The 18,534-nt window shown below is 70.4% G+C and carries 18 protein-coding genes; 10 read left to right on the top strand and 8 right to left on the bottom strand.

The features are described from left to right. Window position 1: 1 nt before the first annotated feature. Complete coding sequence (locus ACBJ32_RS41025) at window positions 2–1,513, bottom strand: IucA/IucC family protein (RefSeq protein ID WP_375131397.1); 1,512 nt, start codon at window positions 1,511–1,513, stop codon at window positions 2–4. Continuing rightward, complete coding sequence (locus tag ACBJ32_RS41020; RefSeq protein WP_375131396.1) at window positions 1,510–2,649, bottom strand: siderophore biosynthesis protein; 1,140 nt, start codon at window positions 2,647–2,649, stop codon at window positions 1,510–1,512. The genes ACBJ32_RS41025 and ACBJ32_RS41020 overlap by 4 nt, the downstream gene beginning before the upstream one ends. A gap of 220 nt (window positions 2,650–2,869) precedes the next feature. On the opposite strand from ACBJ32_RS41020, the gene nudC reads away from it, so the two are divergent. After that, a complete protein-coding gene (gene nudC, locus ACBJ32_RS41015; RefSeq protein WP_375131395.1) occupies window positions 2,870–3,769 on the top strand; it encodes an NAD(+) diphosphatase in 900 nt (299 codons plus the stop codon). Window positions 3,770–3,772: 3 nt separating this feature from the next. Here nudC and ACBJ32_RS41010 read toward each other — a convergent pair whose 3' ends face one another. Continuing rightward, window positions 3,773–4,021, bottom strand: coding sequence for a mycoredoxin (locus tag ACBJ32_RS41010; RefSeq protein WP_357877350.1), 249 nt, complete (start codon window positions 4,019–4,021; stop codon window positions 3,773–3,775). A gap of 72 nt (window positions 4,022–4,093) precedes the next feature. After that, on the bottom strand, window positions 4,094–4,996 hold the full coding sequence (locus ACBJ32_RS41005) for an alpha/beta hydrolase (RefSeq protein WP_375131394.1): 903 nt from the start codon (window positions 4,994–4,996) through the stop codon (window positions 4,094–4,096). 154 nt (window positions 4,997–5,150) lie between these two features. Between ACBJ32_RS41005 and ACBJ32_RS41000 the strand changes: the two genes are divergently transcribed. From ACBJ32_RS41000 to ACBJ32_RS40980, 5 genes are all read left to right on the top strand, one after another. Further along, entirely contained in the window at window positions 5,151–7,196 is a 2,046-nt protein-coding gene (locus tag ACBJ32_RS41000; RefSeq protein WP_375131393.1) for an ATP-dependent DNA helicase UvrD2, read from the top strand. Window positions 7,197–7,343: 147 nt separating this feature from the next. Beyond that, the gene (tesB, locus tag ACBJ32_RS40995) at window positions 7,344–8,213 is read left to right on the top strand and encodes an acyl-CoA thioesterase II (RefSeq protein ID WP_375131392.1); all 870 of its coding nucleotides are present in this window, start codon (window positions 7,344–7,346) and stop codon (window positions 8,211–8,213) included. A gap of 113 nt (window positions 8,214–8,326) precedes the next feature. Beyond that, window positions 8,327–8,593, top strand: a complete 267-nt coding sequence (locus tag ACBJ32_RS40990; RefSeq protein WP_375131391.1) for a hypothetical protein — start codon at window positions 8,327–8,329, stop codon at window positions 8,591–8,593. A gap of 130 nt (window positions 8,594–8,723) precedes the next feature. Further along, window positions 8,724–8,993 (top strand): WhiB family transcriptional regulator, encoded by a 270-nt coding sequence (locus ACBJ32_RS40985; protein ID WP_103964555.1) that lies wholly within the window; start codon window positions 8,724–8,726, stop codon window positions 8,991–8,993. 73 nt (window positions 8,994–9,066) lie between these two features. Next, a complete protein-coding gene (locus ACBJ32_RS40980) occupies window positions 9,067–9,231 on the top strand; it encodes a hypothetical protein (RefSeq protein ID WP_357877365.1) in 165 nt (54 codons plus the stop codon). 479 nt (window positions 9,232–9,710) lie between these two features. Here ACBJ32_RS40980 and ACBJ32_RS40975 read toward each other — a convergent pair whose 3' ends face one another. Further along, window positions 9,711–10,310 (bottom strand): hypothetical protein, encoded by a 600-nt coding sequence (locus tag ACBJ32_RS40975; protein WP_375131390.1) that lies wholly within the window; start codon window positions 10,308–10,310, stop codon window positions 9,711–9,713. A 120-nt stretch (window positions 10,311–10,430) separates the two neighbouring features. On the opposite strand from ACBJ32_RS40975, the gene ACBJ32_RS40970 reads away from it, so the two are divergent. Then, window positions 10,431–11,060: a TetR/AcrR family transcriptional regulator gene (locus ACBJ32_RS40970; protein ID WP_375131389.1), complete on the top strand. Its 630-nt coding sequence runs from the start codon at window positions 10,431–10,433 to the stop codon at window positions 11,058–11,060. A 1,055-nt stretch (window positions 11,061–12,115) separates the two neighbouring features. On the opposite strand, the gene ACBJ32_RS40965 is transcribed toward ACBJ32_RS40970, so the two are convergent. Together ACBJ32_RS40965 and ACBJ32_RS40960 are read right to left on the bottom strand one after the other, a co-directional pair. After that, window positions 12,116–13,450: an ABC1 kinase family protein gene (locus ACBJ32_RS40965; RefSeq protein WP_375131388.1), complete on the bottom strand. Its 1,335-nt coding sequence runs from the start codon at window positions 13,448–13,450 to the stop codon at window positions 12,116–12,118. Window positions 13,451–13,510: 60 nt separating this feature from the next. Further along, window positions 13,511–15,361, bottom strand: coding sequence for a ThiF family adenylyltransferase (locus tag ACBJ32_RS40960; protein WP_375131387.1), 1,851 nt, complete (start codon window positions 15,359–15,361; stop codon window positions 13,511–13,513). A 167-nt stretch (window positions 15,362–15,528) separates the two neighbouring features. Between ACBJ32_RS40960 and ACBJ32_RS40955 the strand changes: the two genes are divergently transcribed. The 3 genes from ACBJ32_RS40955 to ACBJ32_RS40945 all read left to right on the top strand — a co-directional run bounded on the left by ACBJ32_RS40955 (window position 15,529) and on the right by ACBJ32_RS40945 (window position 17,547). Continuing rightward, a complete protein-coding gene (locus tag ACBJ32_RS40955; RefSeq protein ID WP_375131386.1) occupies window positions 15,529–16,383 on the top strand; it encodes an enoyl-CoA hydratase/isomerase family protein in 855 nt (284 codons plus the stop codon). A 67-nt stretch (window positions 16,384–16,450) separates the two neighbouring features. Next, window positions 16,451–16,966, top strand: a complete 516-nt coding sequence (locus ACBJ32_RS40950) for a M48 family metallopeptidase (RefSeq protein ID WP_357877383.1) — start codon at window positions 16,451–16,453, stop codon at window positions 16,964–16,966. Beyond that, window positions 16,963–17,547, top strand: a complete 585-nt coding sequence (locus ACBJ32_RS40945; protein ID WP_375131385.1) for a hypothetical protein — start codon at window positions 16,963–16,965, stop codon at window positions 17,545–17,547. The genes ACBJ32_RS40950 and ACBJ32_RS40945 overlap by 4 nt, the downstream gene beginning before the upstream one ends. Here ACBJ32_RS40945 and ACBJ32_RS40940 read toward each other — a convergent pair. Then, window positions 17,534–18,520 (bottom strand): endonuclease/exonuclease/phosphatase family protein, encoded by a 987-nt coding sequence (locus tag ACBJ32_RS40940; RefSeq protein ID WP_375131384.1) that lies wholly within the window; start codon window positions 18,518–18,520, stop codon window positions 17,534–17,536. The genes ACBJ32_RS40945 and ACBJ32_RS40940 overlap by 14 nt on opposite strands. Between the last annotated feature and the right edge of the window lie 14 nt (window positions 18,521–18,534).

Genomic DNA, 18,534 nt, shown 5'->3' with positions numbered 1-18,534 from the left:
TTCAGGCTCTCCTCAGGTAGTTCGGCCCGCTGGTGCCGTAGAACTTGTTGACGTCGCGCGCTCCGGAACGTTCCTTGGAGACGAGCGTGCCAGCGGTGATCATGGACTTGCCGGTCAGCCGGGCCGCGTCGAGCGTCCTGGCGCGCAGGAGCCTGGCCATGGGGTCGTCGCCGTACTCGTCGAGCGCCTCGGCCAGCGTGTCCCGCAGCAGCGCGGCGGCCCGGTCGTGCGGCAGCGCGCCGAACGCCACGGCGGCGGCCGCCAGGTGCAGCGTGATGGTCACGAAGACGTCGGCCAGGGCGTGGGGGTCGTCGTTCAGCATGCGCTCGTCGGCGAACTCCGGCACCGCGACCCCGGCGGCCCGCAGCCGCGACGGGGAGGCCAGCAGCCCGTCGTTGTCCTTGACCAGCAGCTTGAGCCGGTCGCCCTGGAAGAGCAGGGCCAGGTTCTGCTGGTGCGCCTCGAGCGCGACGCCGTAGCGGACGAACAGCCGTACGTTCCACCGCAGCAGCAACCGCAGGTAGCCGGGCAGCACGTCGCCCAGCTCGGCGAGCACGCCGGGGGCGGCCAGCGCGGCGACCGGCACGATCTTCCCTTCGGGCAGCCGCCGCACCATCCAGGCGAGGTACTCGTGCCCGGCGTCCGCGTACGTCTGCTCGTCGGCCAGCACCACGTCGGGGCCGGCCAGCTCCCGCAGCAGCAGTTCGGCCCTGGCGCCGTCGGCGAGCGTGCCCGGCTTGATCGAGCGCCGGTTCCTGGCGCCCAGGGTGCTGATGGGCAGCGGCAGCTTGAGATGCAGGCGCGGGCCGACCTCGACGGTCCGCATGGACAGCGTCGGCCGCACGGTGACGGCCGCCTCGTCCAGCATCCGCACCCCGCCGACCTTCCGCACCTCGTCCACGGCCAGCGGATGCACGGGGAACAGCACCTCATCGGCGTCCACGAGGCGACCGGCCGCCGCGAGGCCGGTCGCCTGATCCGGCGGCGCCGCGTCGGCGGGAAGGCGCGCGGCGGAGCCCGGCGCGAGCGCACGGCGTGGAACCGCCGCCCACCGCAGCTCGAACGACCCCCCGAACTCCGGCGCGTACGCCACCAGCTCGGCCTCCGACAACCCCACCCGAGCCCGGGACGTCGGATACACGGGATGATCCACAGAGGCGGCCAGCATCTCGTACGAGGGCCGCGGCACCGAGCCGTTCCGCTCGTCGAACAACTCCAGCGCCGCCAGCGCGGCCACACACTCCTCGAAGAAGGCCGCGACCCCCTCGGAGTCCTCCGGCGCCGAGACCTCGACCAGCGTCTCCAGCACCTGCTCCAGCCCCAGCCGCTCGTCGGCGGCCACCACGAAGTCCTGGAACAACACCCCCGGAGAGAGCCGCACCCACCGCCCATCGGCGAGCGACAGCCCCACCCCGTCCTTGGTCCGGGTGACGCGGGAGGCCACCCCGCCGTAGTCCTCGCGCAACAGGGCATTCAGCACGCGAGCGGCCAGGTAGGCCTCCCGCGACCTCATTCGACCACCCACGGCCGCGCGGCCCGGAACTCCTCGACCGCGGCGTCCACCCGCTCCCGGGAGGGCCCGACGGCCCGCACGACGCCGAGGTAGTCGCGATTGGTCCGGGTCAGGGTGACGACCTCGCCCACGGCCCGCAGCGGCCGGTGCCACAGCCGCACGTCGTCCAGGACCGCGGACTCGGGCCCGGGCGCGCTCTTGATCACCCCGGCCCGATCCGCGACCACGCTGACCGCAGCCCCGAATCGGGAGATCTCCGGAACGGCGGGCACCGACCTCCCGAGATGCACCCCCAGGATCCACTCGAACACCGGCACCCCGAGCACGTCCCCCAGCAGGAAGTCGCAGTGATCGCCGATCACCCGGTAGTTCACCTCGACGATCCGCGGCCCGCCGGCCGTGACCACGTACTCGGTGTGACAGGCCCCGAACCCGACCCCCAGCGCCCGCAACGCCGCCAGCACGTGCTCCTGGGAGCGATCGGAGGGAGCCCAGTCGAGCCGCTCCTCGACGAAGTACGGCAACGCCCCCAGTGTCGTCTCGAACCCGCCGAGCACCCGCGGCCCGCTCTCGTCCCCGAGCGTCTCCAGCGTCCGCAGCGGCCCTTCGAGGTACTCCTCCACGACCAGCGCCTCGCCGGGCCGCCGCCGCCTGACCTCGGCCACGGCCCGCTCCAGGCCGCCCTCGACGAGCATGACGTCCTCGCTGGCCACCCCCTCGCGGGGCTTGAGCACCACGGGGTACGGCACCTGCGCGGGCACCGGATCGTCGGGCCCGAGCCGTACGGAGAAGACCTGCTCGACCCCCGCCTCCATCAGCCTGCGCCGCATCAGGAACTTGTTCTTCGCCGCCGCGCACGCCCGCCAGTCCTTGCCCGGCAGGCCGAAATAGGCGGCGGCCAGCGCGGTCTCGGTCTGCAGGTGGTCGGAGTTGGAGAAGATCGCGTCCGGCCTGCCGAGGTGCTCGATCGTGTCGATCAGCGCGCGCGGGTCCCGTACGTCGCACAGCACCGCGGACGGATGTCGCTCCGGCCGGTCGGTGAGGATCGTCACCTCGCACCCCAGCGCCCGCGCCGCCGGCAGGAAGCCGTCCATCACGGAATCGGTTGGTTTGAGCGCGGTCAGGTAGAGCCGCAACGCGAAGGCACCCCCGAAGAATCAGGTAAGGCTAACCTAACCCGTCGAATCCTAGCCCCACAGAGATCACTACGGTGCGCGGATACCGTAAACACCGGCTAACTGCGAGGTCATAGGATGACAGGGGACTCAGGAGGGGGCGGCACCAGTGGAGACCGCGGAAGAGCAACTCATCGGCCCGCTACTGCTTGCGCGGGGGACCATCGACCGATCGTCGGCCTTGCGCGCCGACGATCGGTGGCTGGAGCGGGCCTGGGCAGATCCCGCGACCAAGGTGCTGGTCATCGACAACGGTCACACGCTCGTGCGGCGGGTGGGTGACGAGGTGCAGGCGGTGCTGTTCACGCCCGCCGACGCGCCCCCCGGGCAGCGCTACCTCCTGGGGGTCGAGGAGGGCGTCGCCTACTTCGCCGTAGCCGCGCCGCTGCCCGGCATGCCCACGGGCGACGTCAACGGCCGCGTGACGATCCCGATGTCCCTGCGCGACACGCCCGAGGGCGAGCCGGTGGCCGCCGGGCTGCGCCAGGTCGGCGGCCTGCTCGGCGACCGCGACGCGGGTCTGCTGGTCTACGCCGTCGCGCTGGAGGCCTGGCACGCCACCCACGAGTTCTGCCCCCGCTGCGGCTCGCGCACCGACGTGCAGGCCGGCGGTCACATCCGGGTCTGCCCGAAGGACTCCAGCCAGCACTTCCCGCGCGTCGACCCCGCCGTGATCATGCTGGTCCGCGACGAGGCCGACCGCTGCCTGCTGGCCCGCGGGCCGCAGTGGCCGCAGGGGCGGCTGTCGATCCTGGCGGGGTTCGTGGAGCCGGGGGAGTCGCTGGAGGCGGCCGTCGTGCGCGAGGTGGCCGAGGAGGTCGGCATCGCCGTCACCAGCCCGCGCTACCTCGGCAGCCAGCCCTGGCCGTTCCCGCGCAGCCTCATGCTGGGCTTCTTCGCCGAGGCCGTGACCACCGCGCTCACGCCCGACGCCGAGGAGATCGCCGAGGCGCACTGGTTCTCCAGGCAGGAGCTGGCGCGGGCGCTGGAGTCGGGCGAGCTGCGCCTGCCGCCTCCCGTCTCGATCGCCCGCCGCCTGATCGAGACCTGGTACGGCGGCGAGCTGACCGGCGACTGGTGAGCCTCAGGCGGCTTCGAGCAGAGCCTTGACCTCGCGGGCGGAGGGGTTCGTCCGGACGACGCGCCCCTTGGGCGTCTCGATCACGACGGTCGGCACGACCTGGTTGCCGTTGTTGACGCTCATCACGAACTCCGCCGCCGACGGGTCACGCTCGATGTCGATGTCGTCGAAGCTGATGCCCTCGCGGGTGAGCTGGGCCTTGAGCCGCTTACAAGGGCCGCACCACGTGGTGCTGTAGACCGTGAGCGCCATCTTGGGACATCCCTCCAAGGTCAGGAAACAGGCGATCCGTGCAACAACGCGCAGTGCCCGTCTAATCCCGGATTACCCGATCCGGGCGGCGATCCACGCCTGCACCCGCTCAGCCACGCCCGGCTCCCGGTAGAGCGGCGAGCTGTGGTTGGTGCCCGGCTGCGTGAACACCGACACCTGCACCCCCACCTGCCCGAGCATCTGCTTGAGCAACTGGCTCTGCACCGGCGGCACGAACTCGTTCTCGGAGTGGATGGTCAGCATCGGGGCGTCCTTGCGGCTGGCGTGCCAGGCCACCTCCATGCTCGCCCACACCCGCGAGCACTTGCCCTTGGGCGCGCAGCCGCCGGCCAGCTTGATCGCGGCCGTGCGGAGCTTGCGCTTGTTGGCGTCGGTGGCCTTCTCTCCGTCGGAGTACGCGCGCAGCGGCGAGATGATCGGCGAGAGCCCCACCACGCCCTTGAGCCCGCCGATGCCGTCGCCGTACGTGCCCACGGCCGCCGCGATGTGCCCGCCGGCGGAGAAACCCATGAGCACGTAGTTGTTCGGGTCGAAGGCGTACCGGTCGGCGTGCTTGCGCGCCGCGGCGATCGCGGCCAGCGCGTCGGTGCGCTGCGCGGGCCACGCCGCGTCGCCCGACAGGCGGTAGTTGAGGTTGAAGACGGTGTAGCCCAGCTCGGCGTAGCTGCGGGTGATCTCCCTCATGTACTTCTTGTCGCCGCTGGACCACCAGCCGCCGTGAATGAGGAAGATCCCCGGCCGCTGCTGGCCGTCGGGCGTCCACCAGATGTCCATGCTCTGACGCTTGTGCGAGCCGTACTGGACGGTCTCCACCGACAACCCGCTGGTGCCCTCGGCGTCTACGGGGGTGTCCGCCGTGGGAGCTGGGGTCGGCTCCATGGACGCGCTCGCGGCGACGGGTGTGAGCGCGACGGCAGCGAGCGCCAGAGCGCTCACGGAAACCGCAGTTCGCACGGCCTTCCTTTCCCCCATGCACATGGTCGGGCCCCATTGTGGGGGAAAAGACCAGTTCTTTGCATCTTGTTGACTACTAGCTTACGAACATACGTCGGCCCCGCATGTTGCCAGAATAAAGTGGTTCTCCGCCAGCGGCTGGGAGGATACACAGGTGAACGACGCGGACGACGTACTGATCGGACTCGACCCCGAGCAGCGCGCTGTCGCCGAGGCCGTGCGCGGGCCGGTGTGCGTGCTGGCCGGCGCGGGGACGGGCAAGACCAGGGCGATCACCCACCGCATCGCGTACGCGGTGCGCAGCGGCGTGGTCGACGCGCAGAGCGTCCTGGCTGTGACGTTCACCACGCGCGCGGCGGGAGAGCTGCGCCAGCGCCTGCGCGCGCTCGGCGCGCCCGGGGTGCAGGCCCGCACGTTCCACGCCGCGGCGCTGCGCCAGCTCACCTTCTTCTGGCCGCGCGTGATCGGCGGCGCGGCGCCGTCGGTCATCGAGTCCAAGCTGCCCGTCCTGGGTGAGGCGTGCCGCAGCCTGCGGCTCGCCCCCGAGCGCTCGGAGCTGCGCGACATCGCCTCCGAGGTGGAGTGGGCCAAGGTCACGCAGATCGGCCCGGAGGACTACGTGGCGGCCGCCGCGAAGTACCACCGCACGCCGCCGATCCCGGCCGAGCAGCTCAGCCGCGTCTACGAGGCGTACGAGCGGATCAGGCGCGAGCGCCACCTGGTCGACTTCGAGACCATCCTGGAGCTGACCGCGGCCGTGATGACCGAGCATCAGGAGGTGGCGGCGCAGATCCGCCAGCAGTACCGCTACTTCGTGGTCGACGAGTACCAGGACGTCAACCCGCTGCAGAAGCTGCTGCTCGACACCTGGCTCGGCGGCCGCGACGACCTCTGCGTGGTCGGCGACCCCAACCAGACGATCTACTCCTTCACCGGCGCCAGCCCGCGCTACCTGACCGGGTTCGGGGTGGAGCATCCGAACGCCTCCGTCATCAAGCTCGTCCGCGACTACCGCTCCACCCCGCAGGTCGTCGACCTGGCCAACCTGGTGATCGCCAAGGGCCGGTCGCCGCACCGCCTGGAGCTGGTCGCCCAGCGGCCCGACGGGCCCAAGCCGGCCTTCACCGAGTACGACGACGAGCCCGCCGAGGCCGCCGGAGTGGCCAGGGCCATCAGGAAGCTGCTCGACAAGGGGGTTCCGTCGCGCGAGATCGCCGTGCTGTTCCGGGTCAACTCCCAGTCGGAGTCGTACGAGGAGGCCCTGACCAAGGCGGAGATCCCGTACGTGCTGCGCGGCGCCGAGCGGTTCTTCGAACGCCCCGAGATCCGCCAGGCGGTCGTGCTGCTGCGCGGCGCGGCCCGTTCCGCCTCCGGCGAGCCCCTCGCCTCCGAGGTCCACCACATCCTGGGCGGCATCGGCCTGACCCCCGCGCCTCCCGGCGGCGGCAAGGCCAGGGAGAAGTGGGAGTCGCTCAAGGCGCTGGCCGACCTGGCCGAGGACATGGCAGCGGACGGGGCCGACCTGCCCGCGTACGTCGCCGAGCTGGAGCGCCGCGCCTCGGAGCAGCACGCGCCGCCCGTCGAGGGCGTCACGCTGGCCTCGCTGCACGCCGCCAAGGGCCTGGAGTGGGACGCCGTCTTCCTCGTCGGGGTCACCGACGGCATGCTGCCCATCATCTACGCGGAGACCCCCGAACAGATCGAGGAGGAGCGCCGCCTGCTCTACGTCGGCATCACGCGCGCCAGGGAGCACCTGTCGATCTCCTGGGCCCTGGCCCGCGCGCCGGGAGGCCGCAAGAGCCGCCGCCCGTCCCGCTTCCTCGACGGGCTCACCGGCCGCGCCTCGTCCCCGCCGCGGATGGCGCCGTCCGCCCGCGAGCGCCGCCAGGTGGCCGCGCCGGTGAGCTGCCGCGTGTGCGCGAAGACGCTGGTGAACGCCGCCGAGCAGAAGCTGGGCCGCTGCTCGGCCTGCCCGGCCGACTACGACGAGGCGCTGCTCGAACGGCTGAAGTCGTGGCGCACGGCCACGGCCAAGGAGGGCAAGGTGCCGCCGTACGTCATCTTCACCGACGTGACGCTGCAGGCCATCGCCGAGCGCGCGCCGGTCACCGAGCAGGAGCTGCTGTCGATCGCCGGGGTCGGCAGGGTCAAGCTCGACCGGTACGGCGAGGCCGTCCTGTCCCTGTGCCGGGGTTCGTAACGGAGCCGAAACCCGGCGAGGGCATCATCGGACAAACCAGACCCCCTCATGGGGTGGAATGGACGACACGCCAAACTTGTCCCAGGGACCGGTAACCATGAGGGGGAACGTGTCCCGAGGAGCGGTGACCACGAAGGGGACGGACACGTGAACTCGGCGCTGAAGGAGCTCCTGGACCTGCTCGACCTGGAGCAGATCGAGCTCGACATCTTCCGCGGCAGGAGCCCGGAAGAGCGCATCCAGCGTGTCTTCGGCGGCCAGGTGGCGGCGCAGGCCCTGGTGGCGGCAGGCCGCACGGTCCCCAAGGACCGGAACGTGCACTCGTTGCACGCCTACTTCATCCGCCCCGGCGACCCGTCCATCCCGATCGTCTACAACGTCGAGCGGCTGCGCGACGGGCGATCGTTCACCACCCGGCGCGTGGTGGCCGTCCAGCACGGCAAGGCGATCTTCACGATGTCCGCCTCGTTCCACGTCTTCGAGGAGGGGGTCTCGCACCAGGCCTCGGTGATGCCCTCGGTGCCCGAGCCGGAGACGCTGCCGACGTTCCAGGACCGGATGTACGAGCTCGTCGGCGACCACCCGGAGCTGCGCGAGTGGTTCACCCGCCCCCGGCCGGTGGACGCGCGCTACGCCTCGCCGCTCACGTGGGAGGCGTTCCAGAACCCCGAGCTGCGCAGCCCGCAGACGAACGTGTGGTTCCGCTACCACGCCGACCTGCCCGACGACCCGCTCCTGCACGTGGTGCTGGCCGCGTACGCCTCGGACTTCACGCTGGTCGACACGATACTGCTGGCCCACGGCATGGCCTGGGGCGCCTCGAACGTCATGGGCGCCTCGCTCGACCACGCCATGTGGTTCCACCGCCCCTTCAGGGCCGACGACTGGCTGCTCTATGCTCAGGAGTCACCGTGGTCGGCGGGGGCCCGGGGGCTCGCGCGGGGTGAGATGTTCACCGCGTCGGGTGACCTCGTGGTATCAGTCGTCCAGGAAGCCATGATTCGCCTCACGAAATAGGCGAAATCGCAGGTAGAAAATATGTTGCCCCTTCCCGGGTTCCCGGTTTAGGGTCATGGTCAAGCGAGTCGGACAGCTCTGTTCGACGACCCAGAGAGTGGAGGTGAGTCCAGGTGATCAGCATTCAGATGTCGGCCACGCAGTGGCTCGCCTTCGCATGCCGTGACTCGGTGAGGCTCGCCGATGGGCCAGCCAAGCCTCGGCAGGAGAAGTCTGCCCGTAGCCAGGCCGCCGCCTTCTACGCGCACGCCCACGCTGGCGTGGCCGCCGCGCAAGGCGCTCCTGTCTACAAGGGACGTATCGAACTGCCGGCCAACCAGCTCACCAAGGGTGGACTGTGCGGTCCGCAACCCTGGAGGGATGCTCCGGTCATAACCTGACCGGCAAACAGCAGCCCCCCAGGCCGCGGATCCGCACACAGGATCCGCGGCCTTCTTGTTTGTCCGTGATCCTCCGACCACCTATGAGGTGCCCGACTAAAGATCAAAGATCGATCGAAGGAGAAAGCAGATGGGGGCGAAGACGATCATGGACCTGATCGACGAAGCCAAGATCCCCTGTCGTACCGACCCTGACCTGTGGTTCGCCGAGTCGCCGGAGGACGTCGAGTTCGCCAAGGCACTCTGCGGCGGCTGCCCGATCCAGAAGGCCTGCCTGGCCCGCGCGCTCGAGCGCGAGGAGCCGTGGGGGGTCTGGGGCGGCGAGCTGATCCTCAGGGGGACCGTCGTTCCCCGCAAGCGGCCGCGTGGGCGTCCTCGTAAGCACCCGGTCGCTGCCTGACCATCACCATCCCGCACCTACGAACCAGAAAGCGAACAAGCGAATGATCACTCGACCGAGCAGGAGCAGAGCAGTGCCGGATCTCATCCATGACCTGGTCAATGACCGAATACAAACCCTCCACCGAGAGGCGGAGGAGCAACGCCTCATCCTGCGCGTCTCGCGCGTGCAGCGGGCGCGGCGGGAGGTCAAGCGGGCGAACGACCGCCTTCGCCAGGCCTTGAGCCGTCAGATCTGACCCGGGAGATCCTGCCGCCGGCGCAGGATCTCCCGGCCAGATCCTTCCTGAGAGCCGGGCGCAACCAGCGCCCGGCTCTTTCCTTTGCCCCTCCCCTCATGTTCCCGCCGCACACCACGCGGCGCGGGCCGCCGCCGCACAACGCGCCGACTCCCGCTACACGAAGGGGGCTGCCGTACGCGCCCGCTTCCCGCCGACGACGTGAGCTGTAGCTGGCGATGCCGCTTGCTTCACGGCGCGGGCTGTTGCGGGCGATGCCCCTCGCTTCACGGCCCGGGCTGTCGCGCCCGACAGTCTCCGCTTCATGGCGCGGGTTGTCGCAGGCGATGGCCCGTGCCTCATGGCGCGGTTGTCGTACGCGATGGCCCGTGCCTCATGACGTCGGCTGTCGTACGCGATGGCACGTGCCTCATGACGTCGGCTGTTGCACGCGACTGACTGCCGAACACGTCAGAGAAGCCCGGCGCCCTGCCGCGCCATCAGCCGGCGGCACTCGCTCCTCGCTGCCGGCCCACCGCCACCATCGGCTCCTCCTCCGCGCCCCAGAGCCGCACCGCCATCCACGCGACCCCGACCGCCGCCATCACCAGCCCGGCCAGGTAGACCGGCTCCGGCACCAGGTTCCGCAGCGACCCGGGCACCATGCCCGCCGCGTAGAGCACCACGCCCACCACGGGCATGTCCCCGCTCCTGATCACCGCCGCGCTGAACGTGAGCACCCCCACCAGCAGAACGGCCGACGTGACCAGAAACGCCCGCCCGGTCCCACCGGCCAGCAGCCTGCTCACGGTGCCACCACCGAGGTAGGGGAAGACGAAGTGCAGCGTGTACTCGACCGCGAACGCCCCGGCCAGCCCGGCCGAGTTGAGCACGTACCCGACGAGCCCGAGCGCCCCGGCGTTGGCGCGGACGAGCAGGTAGATGCCGGTGATCGCGAGTAAGCCGGTCAGCGCCGCGAACGGTGCGATGGCATGGGTGAACGCCGTCTCGGGCAACACCCCGCCCCGCCGGGCGGCGTTGACGACGAGCAGGCCAGCGCAGACGAACCCCGCCACTGCCGCGACCCGTTGAACACTCATGGACGAATCCCCTTTCCCTCGATCCTGGAAGCCCGCCCTCCGGCACCAGCCACTTCGCACCCGGTCCATGAGGCGATAACGCTCGTTATGATGCGCGTTATCGCCCGCTATGGTGAGAGGGTGCCGAGAGCCGTAAGCACCCCGAAAGAACTCGGCGCGCTGCGCCAGGACCTCCTGGACGCGGCCATGCGCATCCTGCGCGAACAAGGCGCGCCCCACCTGACCCTCCGCCGCGTCGCGGACGCCGCCGCGACCTCCACCATGGGCATCTACACCTGCTTCGGCGGCCGAGCCGGCCTGCTGGAGGCCATCTACGAGCACGGCTCCCACCTCCTCCACGAGGCGATGACCAGTTCCCTGAACGGCCACGCGGACCCGCTGGCCAGGATCATGGCGGTGGCGTACGGCTACAGGCGGTTCGCCCTGACCGACCCGGCCCTGTACGCGCTGATGTTCGAGCGCCCGCTTCCCGACTTCGACCCTTCACCGGCGCAACGCGCCGACGCCCTCCGCCGCTGCTTCGGCCTGCTCGTCGAGGCCACCACGGCGGCCACCCAAGCCGGTCTCGTCCGATCCTCGAACCCGGAGCGCTCGGCCTACCTCGTGTGGACCACGATCCATGGCCTCGTCAGCATCGAGCTCACCTGCTCGCTCCGCACCCCGCTGCCCGGCTGGTTCCTGAACTCGCGGGAGGAAGGCGAGCGCATCCTCACCGACGGCGTCCGGGCCCTGCTCGCCGGCCTCACCTGATCAAGGGCGAGCCTGGCCGGGCGAAAAATGCGCTGGCTGGTAGGACACGTGCGAGCGTGAGCCCTACCAGCCAGCCAACGAGCCGCCCCCCGCCTGTCACCCATGAGGCCCGTGCGGAAGATCGAAAGCCTGATGGGGACGCTGCCGGCGAACAGCTCTGCCGAACCGCCGATCACGCGTGCGACCGACTCGCGATCACGAAGGGGACCACGAGGGCGCGCGCACTCCATGACGGCGTCATGCACTCAGGGAGAAGTGAGACAACGCACAGCGCTCAGCTCGACAGGCACGCCCTTGAGGGACGGATCAACCGTGGTCGTCACTTCACCCGCACGAGAGGCCAGGCACTCCCCGGCGCGGACCGGGTCCACAACGGCGCTCGCGGCGGGGGCGGTCGCGAACACCCCCGCGGTGATCAGGGCAGCGGCCGTCAATAGGCGCGCAGATCGGTGCATCTGCATCCTCCCAAGAGAGAGTAACGGTTTGCACGCGTATAATTACACACTGTAGTTGTCGCTCGACAGTACCTTCCACAAACTCCAGCCCTGCCGCCGAGTTTCCCCGCACGCCGCTGCTCAACGTACGGGTGACGGCCGGTGCCGACTCGCTCAGCAGGCGGACGTCGACCGGTTGCCCGGCCGCCCAGCGCGCGGATGCCGATCGGTGCCCACTCGTTCGGTGGACGGGGTGCTGCCGGTCGTGCAGCGTGAGGGGGCCGGCCGGTGCCCACCCACTCGGTGGGCGAGGTGCTGACCGTTTGTCCGGCTGCGCAGCGAGCAGGTGTCGACCTTGTCCATCCGCGCAGCGTGCGGGGGCCGATCGTTGTTCACCCGCTCACCCGCTCAGCCGCTCACCCGTCGCTCGGCTGTTCAGCCGGCTCAGTCGCTCAGTCGCTCAGCTGGCTCAGAGCTGGCTCAGTCGCTCAGCTGGCTCAGAGCTGGCTCAGTCGTTCAGTCGCTCGGCCGCTCAGGCGTTCAGCCGCCCAGCCCGCTTGGCCGTTCGGCCGCTTGGCCGTTCGGTAGGGGCGCCGTTCGGCAGGGGCGCCGTTCGGCTTGTCAGCCGATCGGCAGTGGCTGGTCGTCTGGGTCGTCGGCGAAGCCGGGCACCCAGCGGATCACCTCGTCCCGGAAGCGTGCCGTGGTGCCGAGCTGGCAGAGCACGCCGACGCCCGCCGCGTGGACGCGGTGGATGAGGACGTACGACGGCGGCAGGTTGAGCTGCCGGACCACGTTGGTGGGGCGGAGGTCGGCGACGCTGGCCGCCTGAGCCTGGAGCCACTCCCGGCTGAACGTGAACTCCTCCACCGCCGTCGGCTCCACGTACGGAGCGAGGAAGGCACGCAGCGCGTCGGGGTCGATCTCGAAGTCCTGGCGGATGAACCCCTCCTCGCGCAGGCCGGCCATGACGGTCTCCATGTCGCCCTGATTGAAGATGCGGGTGAGCTGGCCGAAGGCCTTGGGATAGCCGCCGGGCAGCCGGTTGACCGCGCCGAAGTCGAGCACGCCCAGCTTGCCGTTGGCGAGCATGCGGAAGTTGCCGGGGTGCGGGTCTGCGTGGAGCATGCCCACCCGGGCGGGGGAGCAGAACAGGAACCGCACGAAGAGCAGGCCGGCGTGGTCGCGCTGCTCCTTGGTGCCGTCGGAGATGATGCGCGACAGCGGCGTGCCTTCCATCCACTCGGTGACCAGCACCATCTCGTTGGCGGCCACCACGTCGGGGACGTGGAAGTCGGGGTCCTCGTGGAACTCGAGGGCGAAGGCGTGCTGGGCCTCGGCCTCCCGCAGGTAGTCGAGCTCCTCCGCGATCCGCTCGCGCAGCTCGCTCAGCAGGGCCTTCATGTCGAGCCCCGGAAGCAGCGCGCCGAACAGCTTGCCCAGCCGGGCGAGCTGGGAGAAGTCGCCGAGCAGGGCCTTGCCCGCCCCCGGATACTGGATCTTGACGGCCACCTCCCTGCCGTCGTGCCACACGGCCTTGTGCACCTGGCCGATCGAGGCCGCCGCCGTCGGCTGGTCGTCGAACGACAGGAAGTGCTCCCGCCAGCCGTCACCCAGATGCTCCGCCAGAACCCTGTGCACCGTCGACACGGGCAGCGGCGGGGCGGACTCCTGGAGCTTGGTCAGCGTGGCGCGATAGGGGCCGGCGATCTCCTGCGGCAGCGCCGCCTCGAAGATGGACAGCGCCTGCCCCAGCTTCATGGCGCCGCCCTTGAGCTCGCCGAGCACCTTGAAGACCTGCTCGGCGGTGCGCTGCTGGACCTCCTGGGCCACCATTTCCGCAGACTTGCCCCCGATGCGCTTGCCCAGGCCAAGGGCGGCGCGACCGGCGAAGCTGAGTGGAAGGGTGGCCAGTTTGGCCGAACGCGTGACAGCACGGCGCGGAAGATCGCTCACACTGATGCGCGGAACCTCTGCGAGATACCGCTTCCCCCCTTCGTGGTCGTTCTGAGCACGTCAGTCGCGGTCAGGTGCCATGACCATTCTTAGCGAATATGGATTGTTTCGCATACAACGACATTGGGGGTGGGCCTTCCAGGAGCGCCTTTTCCAGCGCCAATCAGGGGTTACGTCCATTGTGCCGTTGGTCACAGCGGGCTCCTTGCCGTCGAGAAAGGCAAGCGCATGGCCTACCACCTGCGCCGCGACGACGGTCGCGAGGGCGACGTCACAGGCGATCTCGCCCGGCGGATACCCGCCCAGCCGGGCAGTGACGATCGGCCAGTACGGGTCGCGATCGCGCCGCGTCAGATCGAGACAGTGCAGGCACGCCGTGTCGCCCGGCAGGACCAGCGGGCCCACGGTCCCGTGCCCTTCGAAGGCGGACGCCAGGAGGTGGGGGATGCGCAGGGAGTCGAGGTCGTTGACCAGCAACATGTCCAGCGGGCCGACCGGGGCCAGGATGACGAGGTCGGGCCGGTCCGACTTGTCCCCGAGAAACGACCCACCGGCCACCGCCTTGACGGTCGGCCGGCACCGCTCCTCCACCCCGCCCCGCTCCCTCTCCCCGCGCTGTTCGGCGGACTGGGCGCTGGAGGGGACACCTCTGCCGGCATGACGTGAAGGGCTGGCAGGGCGGGTGCCGCTGGTGTCGCGTGGAGGAGCAAGGGTGCGGGCGCTCTGTGTGGATGCCGTGCGGGCGCTTTGTGCGGATGCTGTGCGCGCGTTTTGTGTGGATGCTGTGCGGGCGCTTCGTGGGGACGTGGCGCCTGTGCCCGGCCGCGCGGCCAAGGCGGCGGGCTGGGCGCTGGAGGCGCCGCCCGCGTTTTGCGGAGGGGTACCAGTGCGCGCGCTTGGTGGGGGAGCGGTCCCCGTGCTCTGCGGCCGCGGCGACGTGGCGGCCTGAGGGCTGGAGGAGGCTCCGGTGCCCGCCTCACGCGAAGGAGTGCTGGTGCCGGTGCCCGCACTGCCTGGCGCGGTGCTGGTGCCGCTGCTCGCGTCGCGTCGTGGAGGGGTGCTGGTGCGGGCATCGCCACCGGTGGCGCGTGGGAGGGCGGTGGGCCGGGGAGGTGTGGCGCTGGTCGTGGCCGTTCCCGTCGCTCTGGTGGATGGCCTGCCGGTGGTCCGGGTGGGGCGGAGGGGCGTGGAGGTCCGGGGAGAGCCGGGCGTGTCGGGGCCGTCAGTGGGGTTGGGGAGGGGGTCAGGCAGGACGCCGGCCGCGTCGAGGGCCTCCCTGTACTCGGCCGCGGTGGGCTCGTCGGTCTCCAGGGGCGGCAGGCCGGCCGACGTGAGCCGTCTGGCGACCGCCACGGCGCCGGCCTCGCGGGGCATGCCCACCTCCGCCCAGGTGAGGCCGCCAGGGGTGATGTCCTGCGGCCGCGTCTCGTCCGGGTCGAGGACCCGGATGTGGCCCACGCCGGCGGCGGCGAGCAGGGCGACGACCTGGGCCCCGATGCGGCCGGCGCCGTAGACCCGCACGCGTGACCTCCTGCGGCGCTCGAAGAGGGCGATCATGCCGTCGGGGGCGGTGGAGCCGAGGTCGAGGGCGTTGAGCTCGGGTCTGAGGCGGTCTCGCTCCGCCAGGGGGAGGTCGCGGAGGGAGCCAGGGCCGGTGGCGGCGTCGTGGAGCGCGCCCTGGGCGGCGAGCTGGTCGAGCAGGGAACGGGCGCGGAACTCGTCAAGACCCGCGAGGGCCGCCTCGCGCAGGACGGTCTCCAGGTCACGGGTGCCGTCGAGGCCCTCGACCCACTCCCGGACGGGTTGGGTCAGGCCGCTCAGCATGACCGCGCGGAGGGGATGCGTGCCGAGTTGGAGGGTGCGCTCGTCGCGGAGGATGTGCCGCAGGGTGGGCTTCACACGTGGCCTCATGGCGGGAAAGGCTTCCATGAGCGAGCAAGATCCCGAGCGGGTTCCGTGGCGGCTGTGGATAACTTCGGAAACGTGGCTCGCCCCCTGTGGACGGAGTAATGATCAGTGAGGACGGATCCACCCGGTCATATGGGGAATGAGCGGTCACCGATGTGATTACCGGACCATTGATCGTCAACGCCGCGTCCGGCGAAGGCGAAGGCGAAGGTGAAGGCGAAGGAGTCCACGTTACGCTTCCCCGCATGAACGAGCTCTCAGTTGATCGCAAAGACGACGGAGTCGTACTGATCACCCTCAACCGCCCCGACATGCGCAACGCCATGACCGACACCATGACGGCCGAATGGCGCGAGACCATGACGGGCCTGGCCACCGACCGGGACGCCCGCTGCCTGATCGTCACGGGCGCGGGAACCGCCTTCTCCTCCGGCGGCGACCTGTCGTGGATCGGCGAGCGTGGCGCCGAGGCCGTGCCCCCGCTGCGCGAGCGCATGCTGGCCTTCTACCGCACCTGGTTGATGATCACGGAGCTCGAGATCCCCACCGTCGCCGCCGTCAACGGCCCGGCGGTGGGCGCGGGCCTGTGCGTGGCGCTGGCCTGCGACCTCGTGTACGCCGCCGACGACGCCAAGCTGCTGGCCCCGTTCACGTCCCTGGGCCTGCACCCGGGCATGGCGGCCACGTACCTGCTGCCGAGGAGGGCACCGGGTCTGGCCCGCGAGATGCTGCTGGCGGGCCGCACTGTGTCCGGGAAGGAAGCGGCAGATAAAGGCCTGGTAAATCAGAGTTTCCCCAAAAATGACCTAATGTCGGAAGTGACCGGCATCGCCACGAAGATCGCCCAGAACGCTCCCATTGCCACGAGGCTCACCAAAGTAGCCCTCGGCCAAGACCATCAAGACCTGGAAGCCGCTCTGAGGTGGGAATCCTTGGCCCAGCCCGTGACCATGGCCTCCGCCGACATGATCGAGGGCCTGTCCGCGCATCGGGAAAGGCGCATGCCCAAATTCACCGGCTCTTAATCATCTGACCAGCAGAAACAACGTCCACCCTCTGTGGAATTTCGCGAGTCTCGGCTACCGTGCATATGTGCCCCCCGAGACAGTCGAGGTTCGTCGCAGTTCTCGTCGCCGGCGTACGGTGTCCGCATACCGCGACGGCGACAAGACGATCGTGCTCCTGCCCGCCTGGCTGAGCGGCGAAGACGCGGATGAATGGGTGAGCCGGATGCTGGATCGGCTGGCCGCCAAGGAGCGCCGACGAAGGCCGACCGACGAGGCGCTGCTGGAGCGGGCCAAGGAGCTGTCGGCGAAGTACCTGAACGGCGAGCCCGACCCCGTCAGCGTGCGCTGGGTCGACAACCAGCAGCACCGGTGGGGCTCGTGCACCCCCGAGACCGGCACGATCCGCATCTCCACCAGGCTCAAGGGCCTGCCCGAATGGGTCATCAACTACGTGATCATCCACGAGCTCGTGCACCTGCTGGTGCCCAGCCACGGGGCCAAGTTCTGGGCGCTGGTAGAACAGTATCCGAAGGCGGAGCGGGCCCGCGGGTTCCTGGAGGGATTCTCCGCCGCGGCCCACATGGCACCGGAGGAGTGTTGACGCGCATCGCCGCGGTCCTGGTACGACAGAGCATGGCGCAGGCCGCGCCCCCCGGCGTCGATCCGGGAGACTTCCTGGAGGCGGTGGCGGAGGACACGTACGAGATCGTCGCGGGCCTGGAGCTCGTCACCCCTGTCCTGATCACCAGCGTCCCCGGCCTGGACACCATCGTCTGGCCCGGCACCGAGGTGATCACCATCGCCGAGGACGAGCCGCTCAGGCACATCCTCACCCGCCTCGACGCCGATCAGGCCGCCGTCGTCAGCGCCGACGCCCCCGACCTGCCGCCCCTGCTCATCGGCAAGCTGTTCAGGGAGCTCGGCAGGGCGGAGATCACGATCTGCCCGTCGGAGAACGGCGGCGCCGTGGCCATGGCCTGCGCGCTCCCGGCACCTGCCTGGGCGGACCCCGAGCTCGACGCGTACGACGTGGTCAAGGAGCTGCGCGCCCAGGCGCCAGGCCCGCGCAGGGTCGCCACCACCCCGGGCTGGCACCGCCTGCGCACGCCCCAGGACGTCGACCGCCTCGACCCCGGCCTCGAAGGCTGGGACAACACCAGGGCCCTGGTCAGGGCACGATGAGCTCGGCCAGCACGGCCCGGTGGTCGGTGCCCGGCACGTCGCGCACGCTGACCTCGCGCACCCCGACCCGCTGATCCACCAGCACGTGATCGATCGTGATGAGCGGTGGCACCCGCTTGTTCGCCGGCCACGTGGGGATCAGCCCGGCCCCCACCTGATCGGCCGCGTCCTTGTAACCCCGTGACAGCAGCCCTCGCATGGCGGCGTGGTCGAGCGAGGCGTTGAAGTCGCCCGCGATGATCCTGATCCGGTCGGGGGAGGCCGAGGGGAAGGCCGCGAGCGCCGCGTTCCAGTCACTGACGTGCGGCCCCAGCGGCGGGAACGGGTGCGCGTCGATGAACTCGATCGGCTTGCCGCCCGGCAGCGAGATCGTCGCCGCGGGCATCTGGTGCCCGACGGGCGGCATGACGTCCCAGAGCGCCTCGACCGGATGCCTGGAGTAGATCCCGCTGCCGCCGGCGCTCCACTCGTCCTGCAGCACGCGGTGCGGCATGACGTCCTTGAGCCCGGCCGCGTCGAGGTCGGCGACCGCGCCAGGGGTCAGCTCCTGCGTGCTCAGCACGTCGGGCCGGAACTCCCGCACCAGCTTCATGATCGTCGCGATGTCGGCCCTGCCGAACAGCATGTTGATCGTCATGACCCTGAACGGCCTGCCGGTGGTCGCCTCGGCGCTGCCCAGCGCCCTGGGCAGGACGCTGAAGCCGAGCGCCGTGGCCGACAGCAGCGCGACGACGGTCGCGGCCCGCCTGCGCCCGGCCGCCGCGATCAGGAGGGGGACGAGCGAGCCCGCCGCGGCGTACGGTGTCGCGGTCATGAGCTGCGTGGGCAGCGACCCCCGCTCCAGCCCGGCCACCCTGGCCACCGCCCAGGCGGCGAACGGGCTCACCGCGACCCAGGTCAGCGCCGTTGCCGGAAACTTCCTGCGCTTGCGTACGGGTGTCACGATCGTGCCGCCGACGGCAGAAGTCTCCACGCAGGCCCCCTCTT

Source organism: Nonomuraea sp. GTA35, from assembly GCF_041950525.1.
Taxonomy (GTDB): domain Bacteria; phylum Actinomycetota; class Actinomycetes; order Streptosporangiales; family Streptosporangiaceae; genus Nonomuraea.
This window is presented reverse-complemented; position numbering and strand designations above follow the sequence as displayed.

Coding starts and splice junctions, on each gene's coding strand:
- ACBJ32_RS41025 (WP_375131397.1), bottom strand. CDS start 1,513: ATGAGGTCGCGGGAGGCCTACCTGGCCGCTCGCGTGCTGAATGCCCTG.
- ACBJ32_RS41010 (WP_357877350.1), bottom strand. CDS start 4,021: ATGGCGCTCACGGTCTACAGCACCACGTGGTGCGGCCCTTGTAAGCGG.
- ACBJ32_RS40985 (WP_103964555.1), top strand. CDS start 8,724: ATGGGGGCGAAGACGATCATGGACCTGATCGACGAAGCCAAGATCCCC.
- ACBJ32_RS40975 (WP_375131390.1), bottom strand. CDS start 10,310: ATGAGTGTTCAACGGGTCGCGGCAGTGGCGGGGTTCGTCTGCGCTGGC.
- ACBJ32_RS40960 (WP_375131387.1), bottom strand. CDS start 15,361: ATGAGGCCACGTGTGAAGCCCACCCTGCGGCACATCCTCCGCGACGAG.